The organism is Paenibacillus dendritiformis (assembly GCF_015845845.1).
Classification (GTDB): Bacteria; Bacillota; Bacilli; order Paenibacillales; family Paenibacillaceae; genus Paenibacillus_B; species Paenibacillus_B dendritiformis_C.
Genome location: NZ_LDIG01000237.1, coordinates 1 through 14,240 on the forward strand (window position 1 = coordinate 1; position 14,240 = coordinate 14,240).

Consider the following 14,240-nt stretch of genomic DNA (forward strand, 5'->3'; position numbering starts at 1 on the left):
CAGACATGTTGATTAACCAAATTGTGTAACTCAAACAAGCCCGGCAGGGCTGAATTTTTCTCTTATCCTCTGCATCTTAACGAGCCATTCGGGAGGAAGGGAATTTAGCCTAAATAGACGTGCAAAGTGAATAAAGGACAGCTTTTGATGCCTAGATACGACCCCTTGAGTGGTATCAAATAACCATTTGAGTAACACGTAAACGATGAGAGCTACAAACAGCTGCCCGTACACGGCATTTTCAGTTGTCCCGAACAAAGTAGGGATATTCAAGTGCTGCTTGATCCAGCGAAAGAAAACCTCGATTTGCCACCGGGCTTTATACATCTGTGCGATTTCTTCTGGGGTCACTTGCATGAGATCGGTAACGACGCGGAGTTCTCGGCCATCGAAATCTTGGAAGGTAACGACGCGATGCCGCTTCTTGGATCGACATTGCTCTGTTCCAAGTTGGCACGTAATGTCCCGGATGACCGGGCTGTTAGGCTCTTTTTGCCGGCGTAGAGCACGTGGTTTTTCAAGATGAACGTTATCACGCAGTCGAACGACAAAGGATTGACCTTCTTCTTTGAAACGATCTAATCGTTCGAGCTTCCCGTAAGCCCGGTCCATAACCATAATGTAATCCAAATGGGTTAAGCTTTCACAGAGCGGACCATCATGTTTCGAACCAACCGTTTCGACCACGTTTAGAGGGGAGTCGCATTGGGCTTGCAAAGAAACATGTAGCTTAATGCCCGAACGCTCACCATGGTAAGGGGCCCAGGGCAAGCGAGTTTTTCCTACCGTTACGGTCGTCGAGTCAATCAAAAGCAATTCTTTAGGAAAGGCCAGCTTTCGGGTCGTTTGACGATTACAGGTTTGGATGAGCCGGTGTAGGAGCTCCTTGAATACAGCAAAGGGAACCTCAGCTGCCTTTCCGGAAAAACTGGAATAATGGACAGGAAGCAAGCCGCTGGCTGCTGCATGAACCACACCTGAACGGTAGCTATCCCATTGTTCAGAGGCAGCCATCGCCCAATATTGTAGCAAATGATGGACGGTAAACTTGCGGGCCTTGTCTTTATAGCCGGCGAGTTCGATTGCAGAATCGATTTCTTCTGCAGGCAAAACGGATTGAAGGATGGACAGGATCGTGGTAGACTTTTTCATGGAGTCGCCACCTTTCTTCGGTTGAGTTTGTAGGCGTACAAACATTTTACCGGGTGTGCGGCTTTTTTTCTACCATTTTGTGGTTAATCAACAGGTGTGATCTTGTATAATAGTATGAAGCGGGCTGACTAGCGGTCCCTCTGATGATTTCATTTGAAAATATTATAAATTTTCAACCTTTTCTCATCATTCTTATTCTATGATGGAGCTTGTATGCATTATAGCCAGGTCCAAGACCCGCCAAAGGTCTAGGATCACAACCGCACTCCAGTCCATTTCCAGTCCGTCCCTTTTCGGATACGATTAGAGTAACAAATTCAGAGAGAAGTAGTAGCCAGAGATGGTGAAGTTATAAATAAAGGGAGATGTTAGGAAACATGTATGATCGGGGTTACGGTAAACAGCCGAAGGAGAAGGTGCTCGTTCTCGCAGGATCGCTCGGCCACGGCCATCTGCAAGCGGCTCACGCGATTCGGGAAGCGGCGCGCACCTGGTACCCGCAGGAAGCGGAAGTGCATGTCGTCGATTACTTGGAACAGGTGTCGCCGCATCTGCACACGGTCGGTTCGTACTGCTTCGTGCAATGGTTGAAAATGTTCCCGAATATGTACGGCTTTCTGTTCGAGATGACACGCCGGGATCATCGTTTCTCCCAGCTGATTAAAAATGTGCCGCTGACGAGTCTGCGTCCGCTCATCAAGCTGATTCGCGAGGTGCAGCCGACAATTATCGTCAGCACGTTCCCGGCGGCGAGCGCGGCGGTATCCCGCCTGAAGGAGCGCGGAGCTGTGCAATGCGGCCTGGTAACGGTCATCACCGACCATACCGATCACAGCTTCTGGATTCACCCCCATACCGACCGTTATCTGGTCGGCTCGGAGGAAGCCCGGGCCAAGCTGGCCGGACAAGGCATTCCCGCCTGCCGGATCGAGGTGTCCGGCATTCCGGTTCGTCCGGAGTTCTATGGAAACTATGACAAAGTCGCGCTTCGCCGCCGCTACGGCCTGGATCCGGATCGGATGACCGTGCTGCTGATGGGCGGCGGCTGCGGCCTGCTCGATCCCGATTTCTTCCGCGCTATGGAAGAAGCAGACTGGGCGGCCGACATTCAGTTCATCGTCATCTGCGGCCGGAACGAGCGGCTGCGCCGCCACCTTGAGGAATGGGCGGCCTCGTCCCCGCTTCATATCCGGGTCGAAGGCTACGTACAGCCGGTCCACGAATATATGGCGATGTCCGATCTGCTGATTACGAAGCCGGGCGGGGTGACGACGACCGAGGCGGTCGTCCAGCGGCTGCCGCTTCTGGTCTACAAGCCGCTGCCGGGCCAAGAGCAGGACAACATCCGCTATCTGGTCCGCAAGGGACTGGCCTGCCAAGCCGAGGATCCGGAGGATCTCGTATCCCAGCTATCGTCCTTCGCTTCCCGCCCTGAAGCGCTGCAATGGATGAGCGTCCGCGCCCAGGCGGAACGCCAGCATACGCAAGCCCGCGTGCTGGAAGCGATTCTGCAGGTGGAGCGGCACCCGATCGTGCCGCGCAAGACGGCGAGACTCCGCTTCCGCCGCAATTACGTCTAATCTGGTAAGTAAAAAACGGCCGTCAGGGTGCTCGCCCTGACGGTTTTTTGCATGGGTTGAGGCGGTTCAGAGCGGGCTAGTTGGAGGAGAGTGGAGTAGTTGGGACTAGGTTGGACTAGCTACTTCTGGTGTCTGATACGGTCTGCTGGTGTATGTTGGTGTGGCGGATGTCCGCTGGTGCCTGCTTCCTCCCATATCCTGGCTTGCGATGCGTGCTATTCGTGTTTTCCCGCCAAAAATACTGCAAAATTACAGTTTTCTCATAGGAGCCCTTCTGGATGCGAGGGAATCCTGCAAATGTGCACCAATTTCACGCCATAATCGCTTGACCGGCACTTTTCGAAGTGAATTAATGTAATTTTGCAGGAATTTCCCTTAATTCAGCCTCAACGCGCCAAAAATGATGTAAAATAGCAGGAATTTTACAATCAAAAGAGAGCCGCCAGGGCTCCCTTTTATAAACATGCCTCACTTCGCAACGCCTCGTATCTGACGGACAAGCCGGTTCACCGTCTCATCCGGAATGTCGCGCTTCCCGTACCGGGCCTCGGTGTAGGCATCGCCCAGCTCGCTCTCGACGGAACCGGTGTAGGCGTCAACCAACTCGATCTCAACGGCTCCTCTGTACCCGTCGCCCAGTTCGCTCTCGCCGCCTTGACCGCCCTCCGCTCCCCGCTCCTCCCATTGCCGAAGATGCTCCATCGTCTCCTTCGGCGTGCGGCCCGGGTCAGGCTCATATCCTTGCCCGATCGCCTGGCGCAGCCGCTCCCGGTACAGGAAGCGGACACGCTCGCGATTCGTCTTCAGGTCGTCATAGCGCTCCCGGCGCCAGCGGCGCGCGGTCTGCGCCCACGGCTTCATGACGCGGCGGCGAAGCTTCTCCCATTCGAACGTGGAGGATTGTTCGTCGACATAGTCGGCCGGCTCCGGCTCTGCTTCCCGCTTGCGCAAAAATCGCAGCAGCGCATCCCAGGCCTGCGGGAACAGCTTTTTCATCAGGAAGCGCAGCAGGAGCCAGGCTGCGGCCAGCGTCCCGACAGCCAAGGCGAGCCAGAAGACGACGGTAATGACACGCTCCAGCAGCTTCCAGAACAAACTCGGCTCGGCGTTCGCATCGGCCCCGAATAGAGGCATCTGCGGTGCGGCCTGCGGCGGCGGGGGCTCGTCCACGGCGACATTCTCGCTCCCCGAGAATAGCCAGGCGAGCAGCGTGCGTGTCCACTCCATCAGCGTGTCCATCGCCGACCCGAAGGTGAAGGCGACGATAAGCACCAGCGCAAGGAAGAACAGAATGACATAGGACGCATTGAGGCGGATCACCTGAGCCGGAACGGAGCCGCGGGCCTCTGCACTGTAATTCGCCTTGTTCAGCTGCCCCCAGTTCATCTGCCACAGCGTGCCGAAGACGAACAGCACGCCGACGGTAGCTAGATGTGGCTGAAGCGCACGCAGCTCCGGGCGGAAAAAGGAGAGCGCAAATACGAGAAAATACATGCCGAGCGCCGCCCAGTTCCAATGCACGGTATCTCCGAACGCTGACCGGCTCGCCACAGCCGACGTCCCTCTTGCAAATACGATAAAGCCGGCCGCATACACTGCTATCATCGGCAGTCGAAGCGGTACTACGGCTGCCAGCGCGGCACTGCCGGCCACGAACAACAGCAGCAGCCAGAGGCGAAGCCTCTTGAAGCGCGCCGCAGACTGGAGCGCCGTCCCCGCGGCCGCGCAGGCCGGCCATAGTCCGTACCACAGATGAGGTCCGGCCTCTTCGGGCGCTGCATACACGCTGATCAGCAGCAGGACCGGGAACAGGATGAGATAATCGAGCAGCGCCCGCAGCAGCGAAATCCCGAAGTCTCGCCCCCGAATCCAATACCAACCGCGGGTGTCTTCCCGATTGAAGTCCCGCTTTCGTTCCCGATTGCCTTCGCGGTTCAATTCCCGGCTGTTTTCACGGTTCAGTTCCCCGCTCTGATTCCGGCTTCGTTCCAAATCCTTTTCCCGGCTATTGAGCATGACGCACCTCCTCTTCCTGCGGCTTCATATCGGGCTTCGGCAGCACGAGCCATTCCACGGCGCTGCCCCGCATGCGCATCCGGTTCGCGATCGCCTCGGCCTGACGGGAAGGCGGAAGCGGCGTCACGATAATATAGTCGGTATCCCCTGCCGGCTCCCATTGCGCGAGGAAGGTGGCGAACGTCATCGTCAGTTCCAGCTCCAGCTTCGCCATCCATTCGAACAGCTGGTGCAAATGCGGCGTTCCCGCTCCGGGCGGAAAGGTCAGCGCGGTCCCTCTAGTATGGCCGGGCAAGCTTCCGTTGCAGCTGACGCCCGTCTCCATCCCCTGCTTCACCGTGGCATGAGCGATGGAAGCCGCATAAGACAGCGCCTTCTCGACCTGCTCCGGAATCGTCACCTTCGACCACATCCCGTCCGATGTCTCGAAGTTGACCAGAATCATCAGCTTGCGGTCGGCCGTATAATCGAACTTGTGTACTTGAAGACTGTTCGTGCGGGCCGTCGCCTTCCAATGCACCGATTTGAGCGTATCGCCCGGGCGGTACGACCGGACGCCAGATTTCCAGAACGGATCCTCCAATATCCAGCGGCGTACAGGGATGTCCCCAATCCAGCTCTTCGTCGACAGCGGAAGCTGATCCAGACTGATGAGGGCCGGGTACACGGTCAGCTCCAGCCCCAGCGGAATCCGGCGCACCGCATCGAACACGCCGAACGGATCGCCCGCCGTCATCGTGACGCTGTCCAGCCGGTAGATCCCCCGCTTCACACATGTAATCTGATGACGCCGAATCACGCGTGTATACGGTTTCAATGCAAATAAGCTTCGATGGTTCTGGGAGAGTTCCCCGACGTCCATCTCCAGATTATGCTGCTTCCCGAAGCGAAGGGCGCTCGGAAGCATCGACTCGAGCCGGACCCAGGGCAGCGGCAGCAGCTTGTCGTTGCCGATCGTTTCCGTCATCTCCACCGTCTCGCCGGCGAACAGCTTCTGCTTCGAAAATGTGCGGGTATAGGAGACCCGCTGCAGCGCCCAGCGTCTATACAGCATGCCCTGCGCAGCCAGGGCAAGGCCGAGGAACACAATCAACCAATGCAGCGGCATAGGCGTTACTCCGCCGCACGGGCTTCTGCCGGAACCGGCACCTGACTTACGATCTGGGCCAGGACGGATTCGGCTTTGTCGTCCCGCGATCCGGCCGCATGGTGAAGGAGCAGGCGATGCGACAGCACCGGAGCGGCCATCGCCTTCACATCATCCGGCGATACGTAATCCCGCCCGTGGATGACAGCAAAGGCCTGCACAGCGCGAAGCAGCGCCTGACTGGCCCGCGGGCTGGCGCCCAGCGCGATGTCCGGGTGGCTGCGCGTCCGCTCGACAATGCCGAGCACATATTCGAGGATGGCATCGTCCACATGGACCCGGGTATATCCGGCGCGGGCCGCCTTGATATCCTCCCGCGTCGCCACCGGGGCAAGCTCCTGTATTGGATCCTCGGTGCGGAAGCGGGAGAGAATGCGCAGTCCTTCCTCGAACGTCGGATAGCCAAGCTTCAGCTTCAGCATGAAGCGGTCCAACTGGGCCTCCGGCAGCGGGAACGTGCCGAAGTTGTCGAGCGGGTTCTGCGTCGCCAGCACGATGAACGGCTCTTCGAGCTGCATCGTGACGCCATCGATGCTGACCTGACGCTCTTCCATGCATTCCAGCAGGCTGGACTGGGTGCGCGGCGTCGCCCGGTTAATCTCGTCAGCGAGCAGCAGGTTGGTGAAGACCGGACCCGGCCGGAACTCGAATTCGCCCCGCTTCTGGTTGTACACGTTCATTCCGCTCAGATCGGTAGGCAGCAGATCTGGCGTGAATTGAATGCGCTTGAAGGTGCCGTCGATCGACTTGGCGATGGATTTGGCGAGCAGCGTCTTGCCTGTGCCCGGCACGTCCTCCAGCAGCACGTGGCCGCCAGTGAACAGGGCGACGAAGATGCGGTCCAGCGTATCGTCCTTGCCGACGATAACCTGCTGCACATTGCGCTTAATAGCTTGGGCAAGCGTATGAATACGGGATAAGTCCATAGATCGAAGCACCTCGTTTCCGTCGTGGTTACTGCTTCTATGTTACCCTTTTTTGGGAGACTCGGCTACGGTTAACCCTGAACAGAAGCGGCAAGGGCAAGCGAAAAGGGGATCTGAGGTTAAGGGAAATGGAAAGGGAGAAAGAGAAGGAATGGACCTGGCCATCCGTCGTTCAGTGGAGAGAATAGGCCAAGAGGAACGCAGCCTCCTGGTCGCGTTCCTCCCGGTTTATGTCGTCACATCGACATGCTCGATATTGCGGATAGTGAAGTAAGCGATCAATCCGCCAATGACCGCCAAAGTCAGAGGGATGAAGATAATCGACCCCAGCGAGAACCCGTTGGTGCTGGAGGTGATAATCGCCATCATCAGAATCGAAGAGACGATGGTCGCCGAGACCGAATGCTTCCGCATCCCGAAGAATAGCGGGATCAGTCCCATGCCGCTGGCGGCGATCGCATTGATGAAGGCCTTCAAGCCTTGGGAGGCGAGCGCTGATAACGGCAGGCCCCCGGGCACCAGATCGAGCCACCGGTTCAGGAGATAATAGCCGCTTGTCACGAACAGGGTAGACAGGATGATGGCGCAGAACGTGAAGACGACAACAATCGCCAGCTTGGCCGCGATAAGCTTCTTACGGCTGATGGGGTACATGAACAGCACCGTAATCGACTTGCTCCGGAATTCCTCGATGACGAAGCGCGAGAGCAGCACCGCCGCGAACACAATGAAGGTCCCCCGCACGATCGTGACGCCGAAGTCGAATGCCTCAAGCAGGCTGGTAAAGGCAGGAGTGCCCTCCTCCACCTTCTGCACGAAGCTGACGAACAGCATGAAGAGGAGGATGATGGCGCTGGCGATGACGGCTCCGCGGATGTAGCCGCCGATCTTATATTTTTTCATTTCCATCCTCATCAAGTTACGCATGGATGCCGCCTCCGTTCAATAAATTGAGGAAGTAGTCTTCCAGGGAGTGGTTTTTCTTATGAATCGACTCGATAATGACATCGTTCATGATCAGCGTCTTCGCAATCTCGTTCTGCGGCAGATCCGTGTCATATACCCGTATGACCTGCTCGTTCATCAGCCGCAGGTTCGTGAGCTTCATCTTGTTCTCCAGCACGAACACCGCATGCTGGCTGTTCGCCGTGACGATCTCGATATAGGCGGCGTTCTGCTCCCTCACTTCCGCCATCGACACCTCGGCGAGCAGCTTGCCGTGATTGATGACGCCGATCGTATCGGCCATCTGCTCGATTTCCCCCAGCATATGGCTTGAAATGAGCAGTGTAATCCCGTATTCGCGGGACAGCATCCGGAACAGATCCCGCAGCTCCTTGATGCCGATCGGATCGAGTCCGTTAATCGGCTCGTCGAGCAGGAGCAGCTCCGGCTTCGTCGTGATGGCGCGGGCAATGCCGAGCCGCTGCTTCATCCCCAGGGAGAAGTCCTTGACCATTTTCTTGTCGATGCCGCGCAGATTGACCAGCTCCAGCGCCTCGTCAATCGCCTTTTTGTCATGGTAGCCCATATATTCGCAGTGCAAATCCAGATTCTCGCGCGCCGTGAGCTTATCGTAGAAGATCGGATATTCGATAATCGATCCCATCCGTCCGAGCAGCTCATAGGACGTGTCCGTCAGCTTCTGCCCGAGAATTTCGATCTCGCCGCTGGTCGGCTTGACCAGATTCGTCATCATTTTCATCAAGGTCGTCTTGCCGGCGCCGTTCGGCCCGAGAAATCCGTAGATTTCCCCCCGCCGGATATTCATGCTGACTTCCGACACGACTTCATTGCCTTGATAACTTTTCGTGACCCGATAGGTTCGCAATGCATAGGTCATCGCAATAACTCCCTTCGCTCATGTGCCTCATGCTTCCATCGTATAATCTGAAATTCTCTTTTTTCTTTCCTGATTCTTACGAGTTTCTTAAGAAACGGCACATAGCCCGCAGACAGCCGTTCCGGTCTGTCCGCAGGCTAAGATCAATAGGTGAGAGCGCGCAGCCGAATCGTGAAGACGGTCTTCTCATACGGCTTGCTGTCCAGATGAATGGTGCCGCCCATATGCTCCACGAGCCGCTTCGTAATCGTCAGGCCGAGCCCGCTGCCTTCGAATGATTTGTTCCGTGAATCCTCCATCGTATACATCCGTTCAAATACCCGATCGCGATGCAGCTCCTGAATGCCTTTGCCTCTGTCCCACACATCGATCAAAATGAAGCCTTCCTCCTCGCGGGTCCGGATGCCGATCGCCTGGCCGTCGCCGCCATGATGGATGGCGTTCGAGATAAGATTGTTCAGAATGCGTTCCAGGGCCTCTTCGTTCGCGTGCGCATACATCGGTGTCTCCGGGATTCCGATATCCACCTCGAAGCCTCGCGAAGTCAGCGTATCATAGAACTGAAGCATGCTCTTCCGGCATGCCTCATTGATATCCAGCCGGGTCAGCGGCAGCTCCTTGTCTCCCGACTCCAGCTTCGCCAGATCGAAGAAGGTGCGGATCAGCTTCAGCACATCGTGCAGCTTCTCATTCACACGTTCCAAGAAGCGCTGCCGCTCTTCCGCAGGCATATCGGGATCCAGGCTCAGCGTCTCGATATAACCAAGGATGACGGTTAGCGGCGTCTTCAGATCATGGGAAATGTTCGACAGCATGCGGCGAATCGACTGCTCCGTGCGGTTGTATTGGGCCGTTACTTTCTGATTCTCGCTCAAGAGGCGGTTGATCTCAATCAGAATCGGCCGCAGCTCGGGATCGCTCGTGACGACCAGCAGCTTCTCGCGTGTCGGCTCGGTCAATATGAGATGCAGCTTCGAATGGATATAAGCGAGCTTGGCGCTTCGAACCCGCCGCGCCCGCCACTGCAGCAAGAGGAGAAGGAGCAGAATGGCAATCAGTGCGCCGTACACGAGATGGATGATCATCTTACTTCCCTTCCCACTTGTAACCGATGCCCCATAGGGTCGTAATATAGACCGGATGGGAAGGATCGTCTTCAATCTTCTCCCGCAATCGGCGGATATGGACATTAATGACATTCTCGTCGCCCAAATAGTCGTCACCCCAGACGAAGCCGTAGATCTGGGCCTTCGTAAATACCCGGTTCGGATTCGTCATGAATAGCTTCAGCAGCTCGAACTCGGTCGAGGTCAGCTTAATCTCCCGATCCTGCTTGGTGGCGCGGTAGCCGTCTACATACAGGCTGAGCGGGCCATAAGTGATAACGCGCTCCTCAGGTTCGGCCGGCCGCGCATATTCGGTGGCGCGCCGGATAGACGCCTTCACCCGGGCCGACAGCTCGATCAAGGAGAACGGCTTGGCCACATAATCATCTGCGCCGAAGCCAAGCCCCAACGCTTTGTCCACGTCGCCGTCCTTCGCCGACATGATCAGGATCGGAACCGAGCTTCGCTCCCGCATCCGCTTGATCACTTCGAAGCCGTCGAGCTTCGGCATCATCAGATCCACGATGACGATATCATAGGAACGCTGGCCGAAGAGGGTCAGGCCTTCCTCCCCATTGCCCGCCGCCGTGACGGCGAACCCTTCCTTCGTCAAATGATCGCCCACCATCTCCACGATGCCGGGATCGTCTTCAATCAGCAAAATATGCTGCTTCATCATCTCACACCTTCACTGTTGTGTTGCGTTACGGCTTGCGTTGCGGCGTGGCTGCCGGATGCCCTGGATTACCGTTCTGCCAAGCCGCCGTCCCAGGCAGGCAGACCATGCAATACTGCTTCAGGTCGCTGTTCCGCAGCCGGATCGTATCCACGACCGTGAAGCCGTAATGCTCATACAGCCCGACATTGCGCGGATTTTGCGTCTCCAGGGTACAGGCGATTCCCTGTTCGCGGCATTCAGCCAGCAGCGGGGACACCATCTTCCGCACCCAGCCCTGGCCCCGGTATTGCGGCTGTACCACGAGCATATCGAGATGCAGATAAGGCTGGTCGCCCAATGAGGCCAGCCAGGCCGAACTCATGCTGCGCAGGCCCGACAAGCCGCGCAGGAAGCGGGCGGGACTGATGTAACGGCACATGCGCAGCGACTTCGCGACGGCCCGGGCAACGCCCCATGCATATCTCAAGCGGGAAGCCCAAGAGGCTCTCATCCTCTCCGAGCGGAAGATGAGCGCGACGGCCTCCATCTTCTCGGATGTCGCATACAATCCGCCGTAATCATACAGCAATTCGATATAATGTCGGAAAAACAGCTTCAACACTTCCACGCGGGTGGACGGATCGGGCAGCAAATGCACATACAATCCGTCTTCCTTGAAGCCTTCGGCCATGACCGCGGCCGCGGCTTCCATATGCTTGCGTTCCAAGAGCAACAGCTTGGCACTACAAATAGTTCCACCCCGAATCTTCGAATATGGCTCCTCCGCCGGCTTGCGGCGCCGGAGCTTCTCCTGTCATCGTACTGCGCCGGGGGAGCCGCGTCAATTGTTGCCGGTGCGGCTCGAACGGATTCGCCCAACCCCCGAGACGGCGCCGTTCCGTGTTCCGGAACGAGCAACAAGCCGCCAGGATTCCCTGATGGCCGCTTACAGTCCGATCTGGACAAACAAATTGTGGGCGGTATGGAACAGTTCGGGCGCTCATAGCGATCCCGTCGCTTCCACATGCAGCCTGCGTTAAGAGGGATTTTATCAGACTTGCGCTACGGCCCCCGCTCATCCAGCCAACCGAGCGTCTTCGCTACGGAGACGGCTTTCATGCGGCGATCGACCCCGAGCTTCTTGAACAGGTTTTTGATATGGGCCTTCACCGTCTCGGCCGACACCAGCAGTTCTTCGGCAATCTCCTTGTTCGACAGGCTGCGGGCCAGCAGGCTGAGCACTTCCCGCTCGCGGGCGGTCAGTTCCTCCACCTTCGCCAGCCGCTGCAGCTCCTCCCGGGACGAAGGCGTGCCGCGTCCGTCCATTGACCAGATACAGGCAGCCTCGCACCTGCTCGTGCAGCCGAATCGGCAGCACCAGCACCGAGGCCGGACGGCCTTGCGCCGCTTCGGGCGGGCGTGTCGCCGGCCCATGCTGATCCGGCCCGCCGGAGCGCCTCTCGGTCTCGGTGCGCAGCAGCATCGGCTCGCCCGATTGAAGCGCAGCACGGATAAGCTCCTCCGGCACATCGCCGCACTCGCTCAGCGGACAGGGCCGGAATTCGCCACAGCCGCTTATCCCGTCCCTATCCGGATCTATCGCCGCTTCCACGTAGGGCTCGCCCTGGCGCAGGACGATGAGATGCCCCTGCCCCGCTCCGGCCTGCATCACAATCGTGGCGAGCAGCTTCTCCGCCAGTCCCCGTCCCTCCCAGCCCTCCGCGAAGCTGTGGGATGACTGGACGACCGCCGCCAGATCCAGCGTCTGCGGATAGCCGCCGCTGTCGTCCCCCGCCAACGGTCCGGTCAAGCCGAATAACGGAGCGTCACCGGCCTGGCCAAGCGCAGGGTGCGGCAGGATAGGCCCCGGATCGTCAGGGTAGAGCGCTGTCACCGATAGCTGCCGCGCTGGCGCAGTCTGATCCCGCAACGTTCCCTCCGGCAGATCCAATGCGTGGCGGTTCCGCCGCCCCTCCAGGCATTCCTCGAGCGCGACGCGCAACGTGCGCGCATCCGGATAGCGCGCTTCCGGGTCCTTCTCCAGCAGCCTCATCACGATCTCCGCCAGTTCCGGCGGCAGTTCCGGCCTCCGTTCGGTTAACGGCACGGGGCGCCGCGCCATATGCGCATGCGACCAGACAAGCGCGTTGTCCGCCTCGAACGGCAGCTCTCCTGCCAGCAGCTCATACCAGGTCACGCCCAGGGAGTACAGATCCGAATACGGGCCGAGGTCGCAGCTCATGCGCCCGGTCTGCTCCGGTGACATATAGATCGGATTGCCCTCCAGCAGAGGGCGCTTCATCGGCTGCCCCTCGCCCTGCTGCAAGAACAAGGCATACCCGAAGCCGGTCACATAGATTCGCTTCGTCACCATTTGCACGAGGATCGTATCGGGCTTGAGATTGAGATGGAGCACCTGCTGCTGGTGGAGCGCCTCGATCATCCGGCACATGCCGATGCCGAGCTCCAGGAACTCGTTGCACGATACGGATTGCATCTCGAAGTAGCGCCGCAAGGTTACCCCGTTCACCGGCTCATACTCCAGAATCAGGGCGTGGCCATGCGGCACGACCGCGACCGGCCGCAGGATGCCGTCGATATGTACGCGAGCGGTGCCTTCGTATTCATGCAGCAGCTTCGCGTTCTCGATGATGGTGCGGCTGCCTTCCTTCACCACCTTGAGCAGGGCAGGCCGTTCCTGCTTCAGCGCATAGGCGTAACAGACGTACAGGAAGGGATCTTCATATATGATTTTGTCCACTTCATATCCGGGAAGGGTGAGGCCGTTCGTCATTGCATTCATGGAGATTCCCTCGAATTCTCTCGATTCCAAGCGATTAAATTTCTTCTTTTCATTATAACGAAAGATCGCCGAGAGGAACGATGAAAAAGTAGTTTACTCGAAAAGAGTCTTTACATTCGGGCCGGTCCCGGTATAATGGGAAGCGTAAAAGAGGCAATGCCAACCGCATATTCGTGAACACTAGGGGTGCTTGCTTGCAGGCTGAGAGACGGCGGATCGCTGTTAACCCTTATAACCCGAACTAGATAATACTAGCGTGGGGAAGTGTAGGTAGATTACGATGATTCGCGCTCGCCGAAGGAGGCTTTCCTTCATGGCAGCCGTTCTTCCGTATGGCGAACCGCACTTCCCGGAGGTGCGGTTTTTTGCTGTTTTTTACGATCATTCGCAGATACGGGAGGAATTCGCAATGAAAAAAGCTATGTGCGGCACCGGCCAGATCGCCGGCTGCCGGTTTTCGCTCTATCCGATGAGCGATCGGTTCGTGGAGTTGATTCTCGGGGCCTTGAAGGCGACGGACCTGTCCAAAGTATGGTCGAAGACGGATGAGGTAAGCACCTGCGTCCGCGGCAAGTCGGAGCATGTCTTCGACGTGGTGAAGTCGATCTTTCTCCACTGCGCCCAGTCCGGCGTCCATACCGTGCTGAATGCCACCTTCTCGATCGGATGCCCCGGCGATAGCGAGGCCGATTATTACATGACGGAGGACGCCCATCGCCTGAATGAAGAGCGCTCCCGCCTCATCGCGGTTCAGACCGATGCGCAGTTCTCGCTCTACCCGCTCGGCACGCCGGATTATATGGATACCATCTATGACATTATCGGTCTTGCCCGGGAGGAAGGCACCTTCACCAAGGGGGTGCATTATGCGAGCGGGCTGCAGGGCGACGCGCATGACGTGTTCGCCACGCTGGAGCACGCCTTCGAGCGGGCGAAGAAGAGCGACAGCACTCATATCGTGCTGACGGCGAATATTTCGGCGCACAGCCCGAGCCGGAAGTCATGAACG

General features: G+C 57.8%; 12 protein-coding genes, 1 pseudogene and 1 riboswitch. Of the genes and pseudogenes, 2 read left to right on the top strand and 11 right to left on the bottom strand.

What is annotated here, in order from left to right:
• Window positions 1-30 precede the first annotated feature (30 nt).
• Window positions 31-1,197, bottom strand: a complete 1,167-nt coding sequence (locus ABD76_RS23460; protein ID WP_242069761.1) for an IS4 family transposase — start codon at window positions 1,195-1,197, stop codon at window positions 31-33.
• A 332-nt stretch (window positions 1,198-1,529) separates the two neighbouring features.
• Here ABD76_RS23460 and ABD76_RS23465 point away from each other — a divergent pair, with 332 nt between their 5' ends.
• A complete protein-coding gene (locus tag ABD76_RS23465) occupies window positions 1,530-2,732 on the top strand; it encodes an MGDG synthase family glycosyltransferase (RefSeq protein WP_197259453.1) in 1,203 nt (400 codons plus the stop codon).
• Between the two features lie 468 nt (window positions 2,733-3,200).
• On the opposite strand, the gene ABD76_RS23470 is transcribed toward ABD76_RS23465, so the two are convergent.
• From ABD76_RS23470 to ABD76_RS29895, 10 genes and pseudogenes are all read right to left on the bottom strand, one after another.
• On the bottom strand, window positions 3,201-4,748 hold the full coding sequence (locus tag ABD76_RS23470; RefSeq protein WP_197259454.1) for a DUF4129 domain-containing protein: 1,548 nt from the start codon (window positions 4,746-4,748) through the stop codon (window positions 3,201-3,203).
• Window positions 4,738-5,856: a DUF58 domain-containing protein gene (locus tag ABD76_RS23475; RefSeq protein ID WP_197259455.1), complete on the bottom strand. Its 1,119-nt coding sequence runs from the start codon at window positions 5,854-5,856 to the stop codon at window positions 4,738-4,740. Before ABD76_RS23475 ends, ABD76_RS23470 begins: the two co-directional genes overlap by 11 nt.
• 5 nt (window positions 5,857-5,861) lie before the next feature.
• Window positions 5,862-6,821 (bottom strand): AAA family ATPase, encoded by a 960-nt coding sequence (locus ABD76_RS23480; protein WP_197259456.1) that lies wholly within the window; start codon window positions 6,819-6,821, stop codon window positions 5,862-5,864.
• A 228-nt stretch (window positions 6,822-7,049) separates the two neighbouring features.
• Window positions 7,050-7,724, bottom strand: a complete 675-nt coding sequence (locus ABD76_RS23485) for an ABC transporter permease (protein WP_242069762.1) — start codon at window positions 7,722-7,724, stop codon at window positions 7,050-7,052.
• A 16-nt stretch (window positions 7,725-7,740) separates the two neighbouring features.
• Window positions 7,741-8,664: an ABC transporter ATP-binding protein gene (locus tag ABD76_RS23490; RefSeq protein ID WP_197259458.1), complete on the bottom strand. Its 924-nt coding sequence runs from the start codon at window positions 8,662-8,664 to the stop codon at window positions 7,741-7,743.
• Window positions 8,665-8,807: 143 nt separating this feature from the next.
• Window positions 8,808-9,749 (bottom strand): sensor histidine kinase, encoded by a 942-nt coding sequence (locus ABD76_RS23495; protein ID WP_206765782.1) that lies wholly within the window; start codon window positions 9,747-9,749, stop codon window positions 8,808-8,810.
• A gap of 1 nt (window position 9,750) precedes the next feature.
• Window positions 9,751-10,446 (bottom strand): response regulator transcription factor, encoded by a 696-nt coding sequence (locus ABD76_RS23500; RefSeq protein ID WP_275100859.1) that lies wholly within the window; start codon window positions 10,444-10,446, stop codon window positions 9,751-9,753.
• A 28-nt stretch (window positions 10,447-10,474) separates the two neighbouring features.
• A complete protein-coding gene (locus tag ABD76_RS23505) occupies window positions 10,475-11,155 on the bottom strand; it encodes a GNAT family N-acetyltransferase (protein WP_242069763.1) in 681 nt (226 codons plus the stop codon).
• A 335-nt stretch (window positions 11,156-11,490) separates the two neighbouring features.
• A complete protein-coding gene (locus tag ABD76_RS30530) occupies window positions 11,491-11,958 on the bottom strand; it encodes a helix-turn-helix transcriptional regulator (RefSeq protein WP_338125190.1) in 468 nt (155 codons plus the stop codon).
• Between the two features lie 499 nt (window positions 11,959-12,457).
• Window positions 12,458-13,231: pseudogene (locus ABD76_RS29895) on the bottom strand (serine/threonine protein kinase); the annotation flags it as partial.
• Between the two features lie 172 nt (window positions 13,232-13,403).
• A riboswitch (TPP riboswitch) is annotated at window positions 13,404-13,511 on the top strand.
• A 129-nt stretch (window positions 13,512-13,640) separates the two neighbouring features.
• On the opposite strand from ABD76_RS29895, the gene ABD76_RS23515 reads away from it, so the two are divergent.
• A complete protein-coding gene (locus tag ABD76_RS23515) occupies window positions 13,641-14,237 on the top strand; it encodes a YkoF family thiamine/hydroxymethylpyrimidine-binding protein (protein ID WP_133383674.1) in 597 nt (198 codons plus the stop codon).
• The last annotated feature ends 3 nt before the right edge of the window (window positions 14,238-14,240 follow it).